This is a genomic window from Burkholderia sp. (assembly GCF_018375725.1).
Lineage (GTDB): Bacteria > Pseudomonadota > Gammaproteobacteria > Burkholderiales > Burkholderiaceae > Burkholderia.
This window is the reverse complement of sequence record NZ_JAHACR010000048.1, coordinates 1-19,181: the sequence shown is the minus strand read 5'-3', so window position 1 is coordinate 19,181 and position 19,181 is coordinate 1. Positions and strand designations below refer to the sequence as shown.

Genomic DNA, 19,181 nt, shown 5'->3' with positions numbered 1-19,181 from the left:
CGGCCGGCGCGGCGCTGGCCGCGCTGTCGGTGCCGGATGCCGGCGCCGTCGATGCTGCCGGCGCCGCGGCGTCGCCCGACGCGGCAGGCGTCGTGGCCGCCGGTGCGCTGGTGCCGCCCGAGCCGCCGCGGAAATCGGTGACATACCATCCGGAGCCCTTCAGCTGAAAGCCCGCGGCGGTGACCTGCTTGCGAAACGTGTCCTTCCCGCATTCCGGGCACGTCGACAGCGGCGCGTCGCTCATCTTCTGGAGCACGTCCTTCGCGTGACCGCACGCTTCACATCGATAGGCGTAGATCGGCATGATATTTTTCCCGCAGAAACTAGAAACGGCTTGCAAAACCTTGAATTATAGCCGAAACCCCGGCGCGTCCCGGCAACGGCGACACCGCCACCGTGTCAGCGGCGGCGCCAGGTGAGCCAGCGTTCGCGTCCTTCGAACACGGGCATCGAATCGGCGACCGGCAGATCCTCGATCAACTCGAAATGCGGCGCGAGCAGCGCGTCGAGTTCCGCGCGGCCGATGCCGAACGGCGGGCCCTTCGGCGTCTCGCCGATGTAGAAGTAGCCTGCCAGCACGCCGTCCGTCGGCAGCAGCGCGGCCATCCTTGCCGCGTAATCGGCGCGGCGGTTGCGCGGCAACGCGCAAAGAAACGCGCGTTCATATACCCATTGCACCGGGAACGGCGGCACGTAGCCGAAGAAATCGGCCTGCTCGACGATCGCCTCGTGCGCGCCGAGCTGCGCCCTGGCCGCCGCGACCGCCTGTGCCGCGAAATCGATCGCCCGCACCGGTCGGCCGGTGCCGGCGAGCCAGCCCGCTTCCTGTGCGCTGCCGCAGCCGGGAATCAGCACCGCGGCCTGCGGATGTCGCGCGGCGAACGCGCGAACTTCGGCCGGCACGCCCGCAAACTCCCACGGCGTCACGCCGCACGCGAAGCGTTCGTCCCAAAACAACGCGTCGCCCGGATCGCGCGTCGAAAAAGTCGTGGCGGGCGGCACGGCCGCCGGCGTCGCGCGTGTCGGATCGGTCATCGGATCAACTCCCGCTTCGGTCAGGCGCCGTACGTGATCGCAAGCGCCACGCGCGCGATGATCGCGCCGACGCCCACCGCGAGCCCGAACATGAGCACCGCCTGCAGCAGCCGATTCGTGCGTTTCTGCTCGACCAGGATCTGACGCATCAGATCCTCGCTGGCGGCACGCGGCGCTTCCTGGCGCGACATCAGCGCGTTGTGAACGAGACGCGGCAATTGCGGCAGCGTCTTGCTCCACTGCGGCGCCTCGACCTTGAAACGCTCGTACCAGCCGCGCAGGCCGATCTGCTCGGTCATCCAGAGCTCGAGATACGGCTTTGCGGTCTTCCACAGATCAAGATCGGGGTCGAGCGAACGCCCGAGGCCCTCGACGTTCAGCATCGTCTTCTGCAACAGCACGAGCTGCGGCTGGATCTCGACATTGAAGCGGCGCGACGTCGAGAACAGGCGCATCAGCACCTGCCCGAGCGAGATGTCCTTCAGTGCGCGATCGAAATACGGCTCGCAGACCGCGCGGATCGCACTTTCGAGCTCCTCGACACGCGTGTCCGGCGGCACCCAGCCGGACTCCAGGTGCAGCGTCGCGACACGGTGGTAGTCGCGCTTGAAGAACGCCAGGAAGTTTTGCGCGAGATAGTTCTTGTCGAAATCGGACAGCGCGCCGACGATCCCGAAATCGAGCGCGATGTAGCGGCCGAAGGAGTTCGGGTCGAGGCTCACCCGGATATTGCCGGGGTGCATGTCCGCGTGGAAGAAACCGTCGCGGAACACCTGCGTGAAGAAAATCTCGACGCCTTCGCGCGCGAGCTTCTTGATGTCGACGCCGGCCGCGCGCAAGGTGTCGACCTGGCTGATCGGCACGCCCGACATGCGCTCCATCACCAGCACGTTCGATGTCGAGTAATCCCAGAACATCTCCGGCACCAGCAACAGGTCGAGGCCCACAAAGTTGCGGCGCAGCTGACTGCCGTTCGCGGCCTCGCGCATCAGGTCGAGCTCGTCGTGCAGGTACTTGTCGAACTCGGCTACCACTTCGCGCGGCTTCAGCCGCCGGCCGTCGGGCCACAGACGCTCGGTCCAGATCGCGATGTCGCGCATCAGCGCGAGATCGGAGTTAATCACGGACAGCATGTTCGGCCGCAGCACCTTCACCGCGACCGCCTTGCCCGAGTGCACGCCCTCCTTGAGCTTCGCGAAATGCACCTGCGCGATCGACGCGCTGGCGACCGGCTCGCGCTCGAATTCGTCGAACAGTTCGTCGACCGGCGCGCCGAGCGCCTTTTCGACGATCGAGATCGCGACCGACGAATCGAACGGCGGCACCTGATCCTGAAGCTTCGCCAGCTCGCTCGCAAAATCGGGCGACAGCAGGTCGCGGCGCGTCGACAGCACCTGTCCGAACTTCACGAAGATCGGGCCAAGGCTTTCGAGCGCATGACGCAGCCGCACGGCGGGCGGATCGGAGTAACGGCGACCGATCGTCGTGATCCGCAGCAGCAGCCTGACACGGCGATCGTCGATGCGCGACAGCAGCACCTCGTCGAGCCCGAAGCGGATGACGGTGTAGAGAATCTTGATGAAACGGAAAATGCGCATGCGCGGCGGCCCTCAATGCGCGCTGCGCGGGCTGTCGCCCGCACGCGCGCCGATTTTTTGTTCGAGTCGCTCGATCCGCTTCTCGACCCGCGCGAGCGCGTCGCGCGCACGCGCCAGTTCGGCGTCGAAGTCCGCGAGCGACGCACGCCGGACGACTTGCGGATCCTCGTCGAGCCAATACTCGGCGAGTGAATCGAGCACGTTGCGGCCCGTGCGACGCACGCGTGCGCCCGCATCGCGCACGAACATCGCGATCCGGTACGCGGCCGCATCGCCGACCAGCCGGGCGAGATCCTCTTCCGGCTCCCAGCGCAGATGTTCGGCCAGTTTTGCGATCTGGGTCGCGAATTCCGCGTCACCCTCGATCTTCACATGCTTCATCACCGCCGCCTGTCCGCCCTGCATGAATGCGGCCACGGTATCGCCGGCGAGCGCGATCGACACGTCGAGCGCCTGCGCGTCCGGATCTTCGACTGCGGAGAGATAGCCGTCGGGCTGCACCAGCAAGGTGAGCGTGACGGGCGGCATGTCGAGACGGGCAGTCTTGCCCGCGTAGGGAATCAGGCGGTCACGCGCCCAGGATTCGCGCGCGAGCAGGTGATTGACAGCAGCAGCAAAAGGCTTGGCGGCAAAGGTCATCGGGCTTCGAAAGAAAAACCCGCGCGGGCGGACGCCCGCGCGGGTTTCTATTGTAACGTCGGTTGGGCCGCAGCCCGTGTCCGACCGCACATCCGGGCGCGGGCGGTCGAATCGCCACCCGCCCGGGCGCGCTACTCAGTGCGCGTTGAGCTGCTGGATGCCCGCGAGCAGCCAGCCCTGGCTGCCGGACTTCGACAGGTTCCAGACCTCGTCGAACGGTGCAGCCGGCGCATTCGCCGCCTCACGGATCAGGCCGTGGAAACGCACGCTCGCCGTCTGCTCGATGCCGCGATCCTCAAGCGCGAGCAATTCCGCGTCGAGCTGCACGACATCGGTCTGGTTCGCCTCGTTGCCCCGCGAATCGAGGTCGATCTTGATCTCGGCGTACATTTCGGGCGTCGTGAACTCACGAATGTCGGCGATGTTGCCCTGATCCCACGCGGCCTGCAGACGCACGAAATTGACCTTGGCGCTGCGCAGGAACGCTTCGGTGTCGAAACCCGGCGGCACGGCGAGCGGCGCGGCCGCGCCTGCCATGCCGGCCGCAACAGCCGGTGCGCCGCCGCCGAACACGCTCTGCGCTTCGTTCGCATAGTTGCTGCCGCTGCCGGACTGGAACGACGACGGGCTTTGCGTGTAGCTGCCCGACGACGACGCCGGGTTGCCCGACGAGTACGCCGGCTCATCCGAACGGCGCCGGCTCATGAACTTGCGGATCAGCCAGATGCCGATCATCGCGAGCAGCGCGATCACGATGATGTTCGACATCATGCCGGCGAACGCTTCGCCGAGGCCGAAGTGCGACAGCAGCGCCGCGATGCCGAGACCGGCCGCCAGACCGGCGATCGGGCCGAGCCAGCGCGAGCGGTTCGGTGCAGCCGGCGCAGGCTGCGGCGCATTCGGCTGCATGCGCTGCGCCTGCGACGGCGCCGCCTGCTGCATCGGCTGCTGCGCAGGCGGCGTCGCCTGCCGCTGCGTGACGGTCGAGGATTGACGGCCGATGCTGCGCCCACCGCCCATCCGCCGGGCTTCGGCGTCGAGCGAGGCGAACGTGCCGGCCGTCAGCAGGCCGACCATCAGCAGCGTGCCGAGCCGTCGGGCCCACGGCTTCGACGGCTTGCTACGGTTGAACAACGAACGCGATTGGGACATCAGCATCTCCAGATGTAAAGCAAATGTATGGGAAGAACCCGTCAATACTTGGTTCCGAGGTGTAAAGCTACCACGCCACCTGACAAATTGTAATATTTGACAGCTTCGAGGCCCGCTTGTTCCATCATCGCCTTCAACGTCTCCTGATCCGGATGCATGCGGATAGATTCAGCAAGATACCGGTAACTGTCCGCATCTTTCGCGAACCGGTCGCCCAGCCACGGTAATACTTTGAAAGAATACAAATCGTACGCTTTTTTCAGCGGTTCCCAGACTTTCGAAAACTCCAGCACCATCACGCGGCCGCCCGGCTTCACGACGCGGCGCATCTCGGCGAGCGCGGCCTCCTTGTGCGTCATGTTGCGCAGCCCGAACGCGACCGTCGCCAGGTCGAAGTAATTGTCCGGAAAGGGAATTTTCTCCGCGTCGCACAGCAGCGACGGCGTCACGATGCCCTTGTCGAGCAGCCGGTCGCGGCCGACGCGCAGCATCGATTCGTTGATGTCCGTGTGCCAGACCTCGCCCGTCGGCCCGGCCGCCTTCGCAAACGACTTGGTCAGGTCGCCGGTGCCGGCCGCGATGTCGAGCACCTTGAAGCCGGGGCGCACGTTCGCCTGCGCGATCGTGAACGCCTTCCATGCGCGGTGCATGCCCGCCGACATCAGGTCATTCATCAGATCGTAGTTGCTCGCGACCGAATGGAACACACCCGCCACTTTTTTCGCTTTTTCGTTTTCCTCGACGGACTCGAAGCCGAAGTGGGTTTTGCTCATCGCGTTGATCCTTGTATATGGCAAGACGGCGCCGCGATCCGGCGCCGTCGTTCAATGGCAGTGGCCGTGCGACGCGCTCGCCGCCGGCATCGGGGCGTCGCGATCGGCGCCCGCCGCCTTCAGTTTGTCGAAATATTCGCGCCAGAGATCGTCCTGATGGGTCGCCATCTCGTACAGGAAGTCCCACGAATAGATGCCGGTCGAATGACCGTCGGAGAACGTCGGCTGCAATGCGTAGTTGCCGACGCCTTCGAGCGCGGTGATCGTCACTTCGCGCTTGCCGGTCTGCAGCGTTTCCTGCTCCGGCCGGTGGCCGCGCACTTCGGCCGACGGCGAAAAGACGCGCATCAGCTCGAACGGGATCCGGTAGTTCTCGCCGTTCGGATACTGCAATTCCAGCACGCGCGATACCGCGTGCACGACAACGCCCGACGGAATCGGGGTCGTGGAAGTCAAACCGCTCATGGCTGCCTCGTATCAATCATGTGTTGAATTTCATCACGGACCGCATTGTGCAACAGCGTGGCCTGCGCGGCGCGCGAGCGCAGCAGCGCCTCGGACACGCTGCGCTGCCGCGGCGCCCAGACGGGTTGCGGGAAATGCGCGTCGTTCGAGAAGCGCGGGATCACGTGCCAGTGCACGTGCGGCACCACATTGCCGAGACTCGCGAGATTCACCTTGTTCGGCTGCATCACGCGCCGCACCGCGCGCTCGACTGCGCAGACGACATCCATCAGGTATGCGCGGTCGGCGTCGGCGAGATCGGAAAACTCGGCGACGTGCGCGTGCCAGATCACCCGGCAAAAGCCCGGGTAATCGGCCTCGCCCGTCGCGAGGACGACGCGCAGCGCATCGTCCCGCCAGAGCACCTCGCCGCCGTCTTCACGGCAAAACACGCATTCCATCGTCGCTCCCCAGTCGGGCGGTCAAGCCCGCATTAGACCAGCACGCGCTCGATCCCGCCATTGTTTGCACGTGCGACATAATCGGCCATCCAGTTTTCGCCGAGCACCTGGCGCGCGATCTCGACGACGATGTAGTCCGCCTCGATGTTCGCATCCTCGTTGTAGCGCGACAGGCCCTGCAGGCACGACGGGCAGCTCGTCAGGATCTTCACGTCCTCCGCGCCGGCGTTCGGCGCGTCGCCCGCGACGACCGGAATGCTGCGCAGCTTCGCCGCGCCCTTGCGGATTTCCTCTTCCTTGCGGAAGCGCACCTGCGTCGAAATGTCCGGGCGCGTGACGGCGAGCGTGCCCGACTCGCCGCAGCAACGCTCGTTCTTCTCGATCCGGTAGCCGTCCTTCTCGGCGCCCATCAGCTCGTTGACGAGCTTGACCGGATCCATCGTCTTGATCGGCGTGTGGCACGGGTCGTGATACATGTAGCGCGTGCCCTTCACGCCGTCGAGTTTCATGCCCTTCTCGAGCAGGAACTCGTGGATGTCGATGATCCGGCAGCCCGGGAAGATCTTGTCGAATTCATAGCCGGCGAGCTGGTCGTAGCACGTGCCGCACGACACGACCACCGTCTTGATGTCGAGGTAGTTCAGCGTGTTCGCGACACGGTGGAACAGCACCCGGTTGTCGGTGACGATCTGCTCGGCCTTGTCGAACTGGCCGGCGCCGCGCTGCGGATAGCCGCAGCACAGGTAGCCCGGCGGCAACACGGTCTGCACGCCGGCCTCCCACAGCATCGCCTGCGTCGCCAGTCCGACCTGCGAGAACAGGCGCTCGGAGCCGCAGCCCGGGAAGTAGAACACCGCCTCCGAATCGACGGTCGTCGACTTCGGGTTGCGGATGATCGGCACGATCTTGTTGTCCTCGATGTCGAGCAGCGCGCGCGCGGTCTTCTTCGGCAGGTTGCCCGGCATCTTCTTGTTGACGAAGTGGATCACCTGCTCGACGACGGGCGGCTTGCCGGTCGTCGCCGGCGGATGCTGCGTCTGCTTCGTCACGGCCTTCTTCAGCATGTCGTTGGCGAAGCGCTGCACCTTGTAGCCGACGCCCATCATCACGCTGCGCGCGGCGTTGATCGTCTGCGGGTTCGTCGCGTTCAGGAAGAACATGCCCGCCGCGCTGCCGGGATTGAACTTCTTCTTGCCCATCTTGCGCAGCAGGTTGCGCATGTTCATCGTCACGTCGCCGAAGTCGATCTTCACCGGGCACGGCGTCGCGCACTTGTGGCAGACCGTGCAATGGTCGGCCACGTCGTTGAACTCGTCCCAGTGCTTGATCGATACGCCGCGGCGCGTCTGCTCCTCGTACAGGAACGCCTCGATCAGCAGCGACGTCGCGAGGATCTTGTTGCGCGGGCTGTACAGCAGGTTCGCGCGCGGCACGTGCGTCGCGCACACCGGCTTGCACTTGCCGCAGCGCAGGCAGTCCTTCACCGAATCGGCGATCGCGCCGATGTCGGACTGCTGCATGATCAGCGACTCGTAGCCCATCAGGCCGAAGCTCGGCGTGTACGCGTTGCGCAGGTCGGCGCCGTCGAGCAGCTTGCCCTTGTTGAAACGGCCGTTCGGATCGACGCGCTGCTTGTACGCGCGGAATTCGGCGATCTCGTCGTCGGTCAGGAACTCGAGCTTCGTGATGCCGATGCCGTGCTCGCCGGAAATCACGCCGTCGAGCGAACGCGCGAGCGTCATGATGCGCGCGACCGCCGCGTGCGCGTCCTGCAGCATCTCGTAGTTGTCGGAGTTGACCGGGATGTTCGTATGGACGTTGCCGTCGCCCGCGTGCATGTGCAGCGCGACGAACACGCGGCCGCGCAGCACCTGCTTGTGGATCGCCTGCGCTTCGTCGAGGATCGGCTTGAAGGCGCCGCCGTTGAAGATCGCGCGCAGTTCCGCGCGGATCTCCTGCTTCCACGAGATGCGCACGGTGCGGTCCTGCGCGATGTGGAACACGGTCGCGCCCGGCTGCGCGTCGACACGATCCGCGAACTTCTCGGCAAGCCCTTCGTAGCCGAGCTGCACGAGATAGTGCTGCGCCTCGCGCAACGGCATGTCGAGCCGGTCGCGCACGAATTCCCAGCGCGCACGCACGCGCTTGAGCAGGTCGAGCGCCTGCTGCACGCGGTCTTCCAGCAGTTCCGCGCTCGGGATCTCGCTCGCGTCGTCGGTCTTGCCGAGCGGCAGGTTGCCGGTCTTGAAGAACGCTTCGAGCGCGTCGACGAGTTGCAGCTTGTTCTTCAGCGACAGCTCGATGTTGATCCGCTCGATGCCGTCGGTGTACTCGCCCATCCGGTTCAGCGGGATGACGACGTCCTCGTTGATCTTGAACGCGTTGGTGTGTTTCGCGATCGCGGCGGTGCGGCTGCGGTCGAGCCAGAAGCGCTTGCGCGCTTCCGCGCTGACCGCGACGAAGCCCTCGCCGCTCTTGCCGTTCGCCATGCGCACGACTTCGGACGTCGCGTGCGCGACCGCATCGGCGTCGTCGCCGACGATGTCGCCGATCAGCACCATCTTCGGGAACGCATTGCGCTTGCTCTTGGTCGCGTAGCCGACCGCACGCAGATAGCGCTCGTCGAGGTGCTCGAGGCCGGCGAGGATCGCGCCGCCCTGCTTCGACGTTTCGAACAGGTAATCCTTGATCTCGACGATGCTCGGGATCGCCTCGCGCGCCTGGCCGAAGAATTCGAGGCAGACGGTACGCGTATGCGCGGGCATCTTGTGCAGCACCCAGCGCGCGGACGTGATGAGCCCATCGCAGCCCTCCTTCTGCACGCCCGGCAGGCCGGCGAGGAACTTGTCGGTGACGTCCTTGCCGAGGCCTTCCTTGCGGAAGCGGCGGCCCTCGATCTCGAGCGTCTCGGCACGCAGCAGTTTCTCGCCCGGCGCATGGGCGCCGTCGAACCATTTCAGTTCGAAGCGCGCGACCGGGATGTCGTGGATCTTGCCCTGGTTGTGCTCCAGACGCGTGACTTCGAGCCAGTTGCCGTCCGGATCGACCATGCGCCACCACGCCAGGTTATCGAGTGCGGTGCCCCACAGCACGGCCTTCTTGCCGCCCGCGTTCATCGCGACGTTGCCGCCGATGCACGACGCGTCGAGCGAGGTCGGATCGACCGCGAACACGTAGCCGGCCGCTTCGGCCGCTTCGGTCACGCGGCGCGTGACGACGCCCGCGCCGGAAAAAATCGTCGGCACCTTGTGCGCGACGCCCGGCAGTTCGGTCAGCTCGACCGCGCCGAGCTGTTCGAGTTTTTCGGTATTGATAACGGCCGAAAACGGCGTGAGCGGCACCGCGCCCCCCGTATAACCGGTGCCGCCGCCGCGCGGAATCACCGTCAGGCCGAGCTCGAAACACGCCTTCACGATGCCGGCGATTTCGGCTTCGGTATCCGGCGTCAGCACGACGAACGGATATTCGACGCGCCAGTCGGTGGCGTCGGTCACATGCGATACGCGCGACAGGCCGTCGAACCGGATGTTGTCCTTCTGCGTGCAGCGGCCGAGCGCCTTGGTCGCGCGGCGGCGCAGTTCGGCCATCTTGTCGAACTCGTCCGCGAATTCGTCGACCGCGCGCTGCGCGGCGGCGACGAGCATCTGCACGCGCGCGGCGCGCTCGCGGGCCGCGTCGCCCTGATGCTCGGACAAATCGGCGCTGCGGCGCTTCTCGATCTCCGTCAGACGGTGGTTCAGCGCCTCGATCAGCAACGCGCGGCGCTTCGGATTGTCGAGCAGGTCGTCCTGCAGATACGGATTGCGGCGCACGACCCAGATGTCGCCCAGCACCTCGTACAGCATCCGGGCCGAGCGGCCGGTACGGCGCTCGGCCCGCAGTTCGTCGAGCACGGCCCAGGCTTCCTCGCCCAGCAGGCGGATCACGATCTCGCGATCCGAGAACGAGGTGTAGTTGTACGGAATCTCACGCAGACGGGGCGCGGGATCGGCGGCGACAACAGCTGCCGCGCCATGCGGATCGAAAACTTGTGGTGCGTTCATGTTCGGACGACTCGGGGGCGGGGCCGACTGCACCGGGCGGGGCGGCGGCCATGCGCGTAGGCGCAATCTTGGGGAAATCTGTTCTTTCTGTTACCAGGCGGGAGACTAACCTGCGTGGGGCCGGAGCAGGCGCGCAAGCGCAACTCCGGATCGACGCTGCCTGGCGGCACTCGGGACCATCAGCACGATCGCGCGCGGCGCGCATGCCGTTCCGCCGCGGGGCTGGCTGCGCGCGGCGACGGCTTCAGATAGTCGATCCGAATGTGCCTTTGCATCTTCCGATCCTTGATTCAAAACGGAATTCTAACCCATGATCGGGCCTCGCGTGAGGCGTCGGATCGGCCGCGCGACGCGCCGCAAAGGCCCGCCGCGCCGGGCGCGGACGCCGATTCGCATCCGCATTCGCCGTCCGTCCGGTCGGTAACCGGGCGGTTAAGCCCGAAAAAACGGGGGCGGGGCTGATTGCCCATGCCCGCGCCGGCGCGTATTTCGCGCATCCGCGCGTGCAATGCATATGCCAGCAAACCCTTGGCGCTATCATTGTCGTTTTATCGTCTGCATCCGCACCGCACGCGAGCGTCCATGGCACCCCACGATTATCTGAAGAAAATCCTCACCGCGCGCGTCTACGACGTCGCGCTCGAGACAGAACTCGAACCCGCCCGCAACCTGTCGGCGCGGCTGCGCAATCCCGTCTACCTGAAGCGCGAGGACAACCAGCCGGTGTTCTCGTTCAAGCTGCGCGGCGCATACAACAAGATGGCGCATATTCCGGCCGACGCGCTCGCGCGCGGCGTGATCACCGCGTCGGCCGGCAACCATGCGCAGGGCGTCGCGTTCTCCGCCGCCCGCCTCGGCGTGAAGGCGGTGATCGTGGTGCCCGTCACGACGCCGCAGGTCAAGGTCGACGCAGTGCGCGCGCACGGCGGTCCGACGGTCGAGGTGATCCAGGCGGGCGAATCGTACAGCGATGCCTACGCGCATGCGGTCAAGGTGCAGGAAGAGCGCGGCCTCACGTTCGTCCACCCGTTCGACGATCCTTACGTGATCGCGGGCCAGGGCACGGTCGCGATGGAAATCCTGCGGCAGCATCAGGGCCCGATCCATGCGATCTTCGTGCCGATCGGCGGCGGCGGCCTCGCCGCGGGCGTGGCCGCGTACGTGAAGGCGGTGCGCCCCGAGATCAAGGTGATCGGCGTGCAGACCGAAGATTCCTGCGCGATGGCGCAATCGCTCGCGGCCGGCAAGCGCGTCGAGCTCACCGAGGTCGGCCTGTTCTCGGACGGCACCGCGGTGAAGCTCGTCGGCGAGGAAACCTTCCGGCTGTGCCACGCGTATCTCGATGGCGTCGTGACGGTCAACACCGATGCGCTGTGCGCGGCGATCAAGGACGTGTTCCAGGACACCCGCAGCGTGCTCGAGCCGGCCGGCTCGCTCGCAGTCGCCGGCGCGAAGCTCTACGCGGAGCGCGAAGGCATCGAGAACCAGACGCTCGTCGCTGTCACGTCGGGCGCGAACATGAACTTCGACCGGATGCGCTTCGTCGCCGAGCGCGCCGAGGTCGGCGAAGCGCGCGAAGCGGTGTTCGCGGTCACGATCCCCGAAGAGCGCGGCAGTTTCAAGCGCTTCTGCTCGCTCGTCGGCGACCGCAACGTGACCGAGTTCAACTACCGCATCGCCGACGCGCAGTCCGCGCACATCTTCGTCGGCGTGCAGATCAAGCGCCGCGAAGAATCCGCGGAGATCGCCGCCAACTTCGAGGCGCACGGCTTCAAGACCGTCGACCTCACCGGCGACGAGCTGTCGAAGCAGCACGTCCGCTATATGGTGGGCGGTCACTCGCCGCTCGCGCACGACGAGCGCCTGTTCCGCTTCGAATTCCCGGAGCGTCCGGGCGCACTGATGAAGTTCCTGTCGTCGATGGCGCCGGACTGGAACATCAGCCTGTTCCACTACCGCAACCAGGGTGCGGATTACAGCTCGATCCTCGTCGGCCTGCAGGTTCCGCAAGCCGACCACGCCGAATTCGACCGCTTCCTCGCGGTGCTCGGCTACCCGTATTGGGAAGAGAGCAGCAATCCGGCCTACCGTCTGTTTCTGTCGTAACCGTCAAGCACCATGAATCCCGAACACTCCCCGCTCGGCAAGGCGACCGTCTACGCATCGCAGTACGACGCGTCGCTGCTGTTCCCGATCCCGCGCGCCGGCGCGCGCGAGCAGATCGGCATCACGTCGCCGCTGCCGTTCTTCGGCACCGACATCTGGAATGCGTACGAACTGTCGTGGCTCAACGCGCGCGGCAAGCCGCAGGTCGCAGTCGCGACCTTCTTCGTACCGGCCGATTCGCCGAACATCGTCGAATCGAAGTCGTTCAAGCTGTATCTCGGATCGTTCGCGCAAACCGCATTCGATTCCGCCGAAGCGGTGCGCGATGTGCTGAAGCGCGACATCTCGGCCGCATGCGGCGCGAGTGTGTCGGTGCAACTCGTCTCGCCGCACGAATTCGGCAAGCTCCGGATGGACGAACTGGACGGGCTGTCGCTCGACCGGCTCGACCTCGAGACCGACATCTACGAGCCCGATCCCACGCTCCTCACCGCATCGTTCGACGAGGCGCCGGTCGAGGAAACGCTCGTCTCGGACCTGCTGCGGTCGAACTGCCCGGTCACCGGCCAGCCGGACTGGGGCAGCGTGCAGATCCACTACGTCGGGCCGCAGATCGATCATGGCGGCCTGCTGCGCTACCTGATCTCGTTCCGCAATCACACGGGCTTTCACGAGCAGTGCGTCGAGCGCATCTTCATCGACATCCTGCATGCGTGCAAACCGGTGAAGCTCGCGGTCTACGCGCGCTACACGCGCCGCGGCGGCCTCGACATCAATCCGTTCCGCACCAACTACAACCAGCCGATGCCGGACAACGCGCGCACCGCGCGACAGTAAGCCGCGTGCCGCGAGGGAAGCGGCCTGCGCGTTCGTGGCGCCGCCCCTGAAAACGAAACAGCCCGATCGGCGATGCAAGCCGATCGGGCTGTTTGCATGGCGCGCTCACAAGCGCGCGGCGTTACTTCGCCGGCGCCTTGTACGCGATGCAGTCGACCTCGACCTTGCAGTCGATCACCATGCTCGACTGCACGCACGCGCGTGCCGGCGGATGCTCGCCGAAGTACGAAACGAACACGCGGTTGAACGACGCGAAATCGCGCGCATCGTCGAGCCATACGCCGCAGCGCACGACGTGCTCGAGGCCGTAGCCGGCTTCCTTCAGGATCGCAATCACGTTCTCGATTGCCTGCTTCGACTGCGTGACGATCCCGCCTTCGACCACTTCGCCATTCACCATCGGCGTCTGGCCGGACACGTACAGCCAGCCGTCGGCTTCGACCGCACGCGCGAACGGCATCACCTGGCCGCCCGTCCCCTTCGCTTCGCCTACGCCATATCGCTTCATCGTTTGACTCCTGTTTCGGTTGTGAGGGTCTGTCGACCCTGATGCGCGCGCCGGTCGCGGCGCGCGCGGAAGATAAGTTCGACGCGCGTCAGAATGGGGCGTCCGCGCGTGCGGCGTCCGCGCGTGCGGCGTCCGCGCGTGCGGCATCCGCGCGTGCGGCGTCCGCATGCGCAGCCTCGACGCCGGCCGCCGCGCGTGCGCCGCGCGCCACGAAGCCGCCCGCCCGCGCGCCGGTCGGCTGGCCGTCGCGACAGGTCAGCACACCGTTGACCCACACCGCGTCGATGCCGTGCGCGGGCTGTTGCGGCCGGTCGAACGTAGCCGCGTCGACCACGCGGTCGGGATCGAACAGCACCAGATCCGCGTGGAAGCCGACCCGCACCTCGCCGCGTCCGGCGAGACCGAAGCGGCGCGCGGACAGCGAGGTCATCTTGCGGATCGCCTCCTCGAGCGGCATCAAGCCCGTATCGCGCACGTAATGCCCGAGCACGCGCGGAAACGCGCCCCACAGACGCGGATGCGGCAGCGGATCGTTCGGCAGGCCGTCCGAGCCGACCATCGTCGCCGGATGCGACAGGATCCGGCGCACGTCGTCTTCGGACATGTTGTGATACACGGCGCCGGCCGGACGGATGCGCTGCGCCGCTTCCTGTTCGGTCACGCCCCACTCGGCGGCAATCGTTTTCAGCAGCTTGCCCGCGACTTCCGGGTGCGGTTCCGACCACGTGATCGTGATGTCGATGTCGCCCGTCACCTGTTTCAGGTCGAGCGTCGACGAACTGCGGCTGTACGGATAGCAATCGCAGCCGACCGGCTGGTAGCGGCGCGCGCCTTCGAGCGACGCGAGCACTTCGGTACTGCGCCCCCAGTTCGACGGGCCCGCGCACTTCAGATGCGAAATCACGACCGGCACTTGCGCGTGGCGGCCGACACGGTACGCCTCGTCCATCGCGTCGAGGATCGCGTCGAATTCGGTGCGCATGTGCGTCGTATAGAGCGCGCCCGCTTGCGCGAGCGGCTCGGCGAGCGCCATCACCTCCTCGGTCGGCGCGGCAAACGCGGAACTGTATGCGAGGCCGCTGGACAGCCCGAGCGCGCCGTGCGCGAGCGCCTCTTCGAGCTGCGCGCGCATGCCGGCGATCTCGTCATCGGTCGCCGCGCGGTCGAGGCGGTCCATCTGGTTGTTGCGCAGTGCGGTGTGGCCGACGAGCGCCGCCACATTGACGGCCGGCCGCGCCTCGTTCACCGCCGCGACGTAGTCCGCGAAGGACGGGTACAGGAATGCGCCGCGATCGCCGAGCAGGTTCATCGGGTCGGGCGGATCGCCCGCCAGCGTGACCGGCGACGCGCTGATCCCGCAATTGCCGACGATCACCGTCGTCACGCCCTGCGTGATCTTCGGCAGCATCTGCGGCGCGCGGATCACGTGGGTGTCGTCATGCGTGTGCACGTCGATGAAACCCGGCGCGAGCGCGCGGCCGTTCGCGTCGACCACCTCCTCGGCCAGCCAGTTCGACAAATTGCCGATCGCCACGATCCTGCCGTTGCGGATCGCCACGTCGCGCTCTACCGGCAGCGCGCCGGTGCCGTCGTACAACAGCGCACCGACGATCAGCGTATCGGCGGCTTCGGGGTGCGAATGCATGTTCAGTCTCCTAGCGGTTGACGGTCGCCGCCCCCGCGATGCGCGTCGAGCGCATGCTTGATGCGGCGCAGGGATTCGCGGCAGGTATCGCCGAGGCGCAATGCGACCTCGGTGACGAGCACGTCGATCGCCATCATCATCGCGTAGCGCGATGTCGATGGCTTGTAGATGAAATCGGTTTCGAACGCGACGACCGGAATCAGATGATCGGCGAGCTGCGCGAGCGGCGATGCGGGCGCGGTCACCGCGATCAGCGGCGCACCGTAGCGCTTCGCGAGACGGCAGCTTTCCAGCAGTTCCGGCACGCGCCCGCTCGCCGACAGCGCAACGACGACGCTGTCGCGCGACGCGGTCGCCGCGACCATGCGCTGCAGCACGCTGTCCTGGTAGCTCGCGACCGGACGGCCGAAGCGCACGAGGCGAAAGCGCAGCTCGTCGGCGAGTGCGGTCGAGCCCCCGCCCTGCCCGTACACGTAGATCATCTTCGCGCTGGCGAGCAGATCGGCGGTGGCATCGAACGATGTCTGGCGCAAGAGCTGGTGGTTGTGTGCGAGCGCGCCCCGGATTTCGTCATAAACGACCGACGCCGGGTTGGCGTCGTCCGCCTGCGCGCCAGCCGCGGGCGCGAGGAAGCGCTGGCCGACGGCCGCCGCCTGCGCGACGAGCAGCTTCAGTTCGCGCACGTCGCGGCAACCGACCGCCTTCGCAAAGCGCGTCACGGTGGCGATGCTCACTTCCGCATCGCGTGCGAGCGTGCCGATGCTGGCATGTGCGGCGCGCGCCAGATCGGCGAGGATGAACGACGCCACCTTGCGCTCGGCGTCGCGCAGTTCCGGCGCGCATTCGGCGATGCGCGCGACGATGTCGACCACAGGCTGGCCGGCAGGCGTGGTGTTGGACGAATTCATCTGCGGGGTCGGTTGCGGCGCACCATGTTACTAAATAACATCACCGCGCCGATGCTACTTTTTGTACTATCGGCGTGTCAACGTCGATGCAATACATATCCATGATGGAGCGGGATGAGATGAAAGTTACAAACTATCAGGACGCGACGATCGCGCCGTTCGGCAAGGGTCTCGGCAACCTGCCGAGCGCAAGCGTGCCGCTCGCCGATGCGAGTCGCCTCGAATGGAACCTGCTCGCGGAAGACGTCGGGCTGCCGGCCGCGGTGCTGTACGCGGACCGCATCGAGCACAACCTGAAGTGGATGCAGGCGTTCGTCCAGGAGTACGGCGTCAAGTTCGCGCCGCACGGCAAGACGACAATGGCGCCGCAACTGTTCCGCCGCCAGCTCGATGCCGGCGCGTGGGGCATCACGCTCGCGACCGCGCATCAGGTGCAGGCCGCGTATCACGGCGGCGTGCGGCGCGTGCTGCTCGCCAACCAGCTGGTCGGCCGTCACAACATGACGATCATCGCCGAGCTGCTGTCCGATCCCGAATTCGAGTTCTTCTGCCTCGTCGACTCCGTCGACGGCGTCGAGCAACTCGGCCGCTTCTTCGGCGACGCGAAGAAGTCGATCAACGTGCTGCTCGAACTCGGCGTGCCGGGCGGGCGCGCCGGCGTGCGCGACGCCGCGCAACGCGATGCGGTGCTCGACGCGGTCGCCCGTTATCCGGACACGCTGAAACTGGCCGGTATCGAGCTGTATGAAGGCGTGCTGAAGGAGGAAGGCGAGATCCGCGCGTTCCTGCAGGGCGCGGTCGCGCTGACGCGCGAACTGGCCGCGGCGGGGCGCTTCGCGCGCACGCCGGCGATCCTGTCCGGCGCGGGGTCGGCATGGTACGACGTCGTCGCGGAGGAGTTCGCGAAGGCGTCCGATGCGGGCTTCGCGGAAGTGGTGCTGCGCCCGGGCTGTTATCTGACGCACGACGTCGGCATCTACAAGAAGGCGCAGACCGACGTGTTCGCGCGCAACCCGATCGCGCGCAGGATGGGCGAAGGCCTGTTGCCCGCACTCCAGCTCTGGGCGTATGTGCAGTCGGTGCCGGAGGCGGATCGGGCGATCGTCGCGCTCGGCAAGCGCGATTCGGCGTTCGACGCCGGCCTGCCCGAGCCCGCCCGCCATTTCCGGCCAGGCCGCGATACCGCGCCGCGCGACATCGGCGCGAACGAAGGCTGGGCGATCACCGGACTGATGGACCAGCATGCGTATCTGCAGATCCCGCCCGGCGCGGACGTGAAGGTCGGCGACATGATCGCGTTCGACATCTCGCACCCGTGCCTGACGTTCGACAAGTGGCGCCAGCTGCTCGTCCTCGATCCGCAATTCCGCGTGACGGAAGTGATCGAAACGTTCTTCTGAACGCTCGCCGGCATCCGGCCGCCCCACGCCGGGGCGGCTGTCATACCGGCGCAGACCGGCCGGAGTACACTGCGCTTTCGCCCTGAATCCCCCTCATCGGAGAAAGCCATGGCAGCAAAGAAGATCCTGTTCCTGACCGGCGATTTCGCCGAAGACTACGAGACGATGGTGCCGTTCCAGGCACTGCAGGCCGTCGGCCACCAGGTCGACGCGGTCTGCCCCGGCAAGCGGGCGGGCGACAAGATCAAGACCGCGATCCACGACTTCGAGGGCGATCAGACCTATACCGAGAAGCCCGGCCACCAGTTCACGCTGAACGCGACGTTCGACGACATCGATGCGTCGCGTTACGACGCGCTCGCGATCGCAGGCGGCCGCGCGCCCGAATACCTGCGTCTGGATCCGAAAGTGATTGCGCTCGTGCGCGCGTTCGCCGCGGCCGGCAAGCCGATCGCGGCGATCTGCCATGCGGCGCAACTCCTCGCCGCCGCGGATGTGATCCGCGGCAAGCGCATCTCGGCCTATCCCGCCTGCGCGCCCGAAGTGAAACTCGCCGGTGGCGAATACGCGGACATTCCCGTCGATGCCGCCGTCACCGATGCGCCGTTCGTCACGGCGCCCGCGTGGCCGGCGCATCCGGCGTGGCTCGCGCAGTTCCTCACGCTGCTCGGAACGCGGATCGAACTGTAAACCACGCGCCGCGTACGCCGGCGGGCCTCGGCGGCCCGCCGTCTGCCGTCAACGCGACGCCGGCTGCGCGCCGACTTCCGCGATGCGAGTCTCGAGCATCGCAAGCGCGCCCGACAATGCGTTCAGCGCTTCATCGGGAATCGACGCCATCGTCTCGTGCAGGAATGCATTGCGGCGCGGCAGGCTCGCATCGAACGCCGCGCAACCGGCGGCGGTCAGCTTCACGTTCGTCACGCGATTGTCGCGCGCGTCGGATTCGCGCTCGATCCGGCAGAGCGCATCGAGTGTCTTCAGCTGACGGGTCAGCGCGCCCGGATCGATCCGCAGGATCTCGACGAGACGCTTTTGCGACGAGCTGCCGCCCAGCGAATCCAGCGCGACCATGATCCGCCAGCGCGGCATCGGCTGGCCGACGTGCGCCTCGAACGCCGTCATGAATGCGCGGTAAGTGCGCCCGAATTGCTGCAAGATCGCAACGCGGTCCTGTGGTTCCATACTCTGACTTCGTGAATTCGATCAATCGACTGCGACGTGCGGCTCGACCGCGCGGCGCAGCGTAACAGGCGGCACGCGGCGGCATTGCCACACCGCATAAACGGCGACGACGGCCGCCATCGCAATCCCCAGATGAATCGCGCTGACAAGCGATTCGCGGGCCGCCTCCAGCAACAACGCGCCATTATGCCCTGCCCGCGTCAGCTCGCCGACGAGGCTGCCCTGCGTCGCGCGATCGATCAGGATCTGCGGGTCGGCCAGCCGCGCGTGCCATTGCAGCGCGTGATCCGCGGCCAGCGCGTCGCGCACGCCGCTCGCATACGACTGGCTGACGAGCGTGCCGGTCAGCGCCGCGCCGACCATCCCGCCGACCATCCGCAACGATTGCAGCAGCGCGGTGGCGATGCCCATATGCTCGCGCCCCGCCGTCTGTTGCGCGAATACGGT

At 66.5% G+C, this 19,181-nt stretch carries 16 protein-coding genes and 2 pseudogenes; 4 read left to right on the top strand and 14 right to left on the bottom strand.

The genetic code is table 11. From position 1 onward, the window contains the following. The 9 genes from KH616_RS08980 to KH616_RS08940 all read right to left on the bottom strand — a co-directional run. Positions 1 to 304, bottom strand: a 304-nt coding sequence (locus tag KH616_RS08980; RefSeq protein ID WP_292242006.1) for an FmdB family zinc ribbon protein, incomplete at its 3' end; no start/stop codon positions are given. Between the two features lie 95 nt (positions 305 to 399). After that, positions 400 to 1,035 carry an SAM-dependent methyltransferase gene (locus KH616_RS08975; protein ID WP_292242003.1) on the bottom strand — a complete coding sequence of 212 codons (636 nt, stop codon included), beginning with the start codon at positions 1,033 to 1,035 and terminating at the stop codon, positions 400 to 402. Positions 1,036 to 1,055: 20 nt separating this feature from the next. After that, positions 1,056 to 2,633: a ubiquinone biosynthesis regulatory protein kinase UbiB gene (gene ubiB, locus KH616_RS08970; RefSeq protein ID WP_292242001.1), complete on the bottom strand. Its 1,578-nt coding sequence runs from the start codon at positions 2,631 to 2,633 to the stop codon at positions 1,056 to 1,058. A 12-nt stretch (positions 2,634 to 2,645) separates the two neighbouring features. After that, positions 2,646 to 3,272, bottom strand: coding sequence for an SCP2 sterol-binding domain-containing protein (locus KH616_RS08965; RefSeq protein ID WP_292241999.1), 627 nt, complete (start codon positions 3,270 to 3,272; stop codon positions 2,646 to 2,648). Between the two features lie 135 nt (positions 3,273 to 3,407). Next, positions 3,408 to 4,424, bottom strand: coding sequence for a TIM44-like domain-containing protein (locus tag KH616_RS08960; protein WP_292241997.1), 1,017 nt, complete (start codon positions 4,422 to 4,424; stop codon positions 3,408 to 3,410). 41 nt (positions 4,425 to 4,465) lie between these two features. After that, on the bottom strand, positions 4,466 to 5,197 hold the full coding sequence (gene ubiE / locus KH616_RS08955) for a bifunctional demethylmenaquinone methyltransferase/2-methoxy-6-polyprenyl-1,4-benzoquinol methylase UbiE (RefSeq protein ID WP_292241993.1): 732 nt from the start codon (positions 5,195 to 5,197) through the stop codon (positions 4,466 to 4,468). Between the two features lie 51 nt (positions 5,198 to 5,248). Beyond that, the gene (locus KH616_RS08950; RefSeq protein ID WP_292241990.1) at positions 5,249 to 5,662 is read right to left on the bottom strand and encodes a DUF971 domain-containing protein; all 414 of its coding nucleotides are present in this window, start codon (positions 5,660 to 5,662) and stop codon (positions 5,249 to 5,251) included. Beyond that, entirely contained in the window at positions 5,659 to 6,102 is a 444-nt protein-coding gene (locus tag KH616_RS08945) for an HIT family protein (protein WP_292241987.1), read from the bottom strand. The genes KH616_RS08950 and KH616_RS08945 overlap by 4 nt, the downstream gene beginning before the upstream one ends. Before the next feature lie 32 nt (positions 6,103 to 6,134). Then, entirely contained in the window at positions 6,135 to 10,145 is a 4,011-nt protein-coding gene (locus KH616_RS08940; RefSeq protein WP_292241984.1) for a DUF3683 domain-containing protein, read from the bottom strand. 582 nt (positions 10,146 to 10,727) lie between these two features. Here KH616_RS08940 and ilvA point away from each other — a divergent pair. Both ilvA and queF read left to right on the top strand, forming a co-directional pair. After that, positions 10,728 to 12,251, top strand: coding sequence for a threonine ammonia-lyase, biosynthetic (ilvA, locus tag KH616_RS08935; RefSeq protein WP_292241981.1), 1,524 nt, complete (start codon positions 10,728 to 10,730; stop codon positions 12,249 to 12,251). Positions 12,252 to 12,263: 12 nt separating this feature from the next. Continuing rightward, on the top strand, positions 12,264 to 13,088 hold the full coding sequence (gene queF, locus KH616_RS08930) for an NADPH-dependent 7-cyano-7-deazaguanine reductase QueF (RefSeq protein WP_292241979.1): 825 nt from the start codon (positions 12,264 to 12,266) through the stop codon (positions 13,086 to 13,088). Positions 13,089 to 13,209: 121 nt separating this feature from the next. Here queF and KH616_RS08925 read toward each other — a convergent pair whose 3' ends face one another. The 3 genes and pseudogenes from KH616_RS08925 to KH616_RS08915 form a co-directional block, all read right to left on the bottom strand. After that, complete coding sequence (locus KH616_RS08925) at positions 13,210 to 13,596, bottom strand: Rid family hydrolase (RefSeq protein WP_009691931.1); 387 nt, start codon at positions 13,594 to 13,596, stop codon at positions 13,210 to 13,212. A gap of 199 nt (positions 13,597 to 13,795) precedes the next feature. Next, positions 13,796 to 15,241 (bottom strand): annotated as a pseudogene (locus tag KH616_RS08920) (D-aminoacylase); the annotation flags it as partial. Between the two features lie 2 nt (positions 15,242 to 15,243). Further along, complete coding sequence (locus tag KH616_RS08915; RefSeq protein ID WP_292241939.1) at positions 15,244 to 16,149, bottom strand: MurR/RpiR family transcriptional regulator; 906 nt, start codon at positions 16,147 to 16,149, stop codon at positions 15,244 to 15,246. 119 nt (positions 16,150 to 16,268) lie between these two features. Between KH616_RS08915 and KH616_RS08910 the strand changes: the two genes are divergently transcribed. Beyond that, a complete protein-coding gene (locus tag KH616_RS08910) occupies positions 16,269 to 17,549 on the top strand; it encodes an amino acid deaminase (protein ID WP_292241937.1) in 1,281 nt (426 codons plus the stop codon). A gap of 108 nt (positions 17,550 to 17,657) precedes the next feature. After that, positions 17,658 to 18,239 (top strand): DJ-1/PfpI family protein, encoded by a 582-nt coding sequence (locus tag KH616_RS08905; RefSeq protein WP_292241935.1) that lies wholly within the window; start codon positions 17,658 to 17,660, stop codon positions 18,237 to 18,239. A 48-nt stretch (positions 18,240 to 18,287) separates the two neighbouring features. Here KH616_RS08905 and KH616_RS08900 read toward each other — a convergent pair whose 3' ends face one another. Beyond that, positions 18,288 to 18,734 (bottom strand): MarR family winged helix-turn-helix transcriptional regulator, encoded by a 447-nt coding sequence (locus KH616_RS08900; protein WP_292241932.1) that lies wholly within the window; start codon positions 18,732 to 18,734, stop codon positions 18,288 to 18,290. Between the two features lie 21 nt (positions 18,735 to 18,755). Next, positions 18,756 to 19,181: pseudogene (locus tag KH616_RS08895) on the bottom strand (MFS transporter); the annotation flags it as partial.

Bases quoted from the DNA above. Each gene is read 5' to 3' on its own strand.
- KH616_RS08900 (WP_292241932.1), bottom strand. From the start codon at position 18,734: ATGGAACCACAGGACCGCGTTGCGATCTTGCAGCAATTCGGGCGCACT.
- KH616_RS08960 (WP_292241997.1), bottom strand. From the start codon at position 4,424: ATGTCCCAATCGCGTTCGTTGTTCAACCGTAGCAAGCCGTCGAAGCCG.
- ilvA (WP_292241981.1), top strand. From the start codon at position 10,728: ATGGCACCCCACGATTATCTGAAGAAAATCCTCACCGCGCGCGTCTAC.
- KH616_RS08940 (WP_292241984.1), bottom strand. From the start codon at position 10,145: ATGAACGCACCACAAGTTTTCGATCCGCATGGCGCGGCAGCTGTTGTC.
- queF (WP_292241979.1), top strand. From the start codon at position 12,264: ATGAATCCCGAACACTCCCCGCTCGGCAAGGCGACCGTCTACGCATCG.
- KH616_RS08965 (WP_292241999.1), bottom strand. From the start codon at position 3,272: ATGACCTTTGCCGCCAAGCCTTTTGCTGCTGCTGTCAATCACCTGCTC.
- ubiB (WP_292242001.1), bottom strand. From the start codon at position 2,633: ATGCGCATTTTCCGTTTCATCAAGATTCTCTACACCGTCATCCGCTTC.
- KH616_RS08915 (WP_292241939.1), bottom strand. From the start codon at position 16,149: ATGAATTCGTCCAACACCACGCCTGCCGGCCAGCCTGTGGTCGACATC.
- KH616_RS08975 (WP_292242003.1), bottom strand. From the start codon at position 1,035: ATGACCGATCCGACACGCGCGACGCCGGCGGCCGTGCCGCCCGCCACG.
- KH616_RS08950 (WP_292241990.1), bottom strand. From the start codon at position 5,662: ATGAGCGGTTTGACTTCCACGACCCCGATTCCGTCGGGCGTTGTCGTG.
- KH616_RS08910 (WP_292241937.1), top strand. From the start codon at position 16,269: ATGAAAGTTACAAACTATCAGGACGCGACGATCGCGCCGTTCGGCAAG.
- KH616_RS08905 (WP_292241935.1), top strand. From the start codon at position 17,658: ATGGCAGCAAAGAAGATCCTGTTCCTGACCGGCGATTTCGCCGAAGAC.
- KH616_RS08945 (WP_292241987.1), bottom strand. From the start codon at position 6,102: ATGGAATGCGTGTTTTGCCGTGAAGACGGCGGCGAGGTGCTCTGGCGG.
- ubiE (WP_292241993.1), bottom strand. From the start codon at position 5,197: ATGAGCAAAACCCACTTCGGCTTCGAGTCCGTCGAGGAAAACGAAAAA.
- KH616_RS08925 (WP_009691931.1), bottom strand. From the start codon at position 13,596: ATGAAGCGATATGGCGTAGGCGAAGCGAAGGGGACGGGCGGCCAGGTG.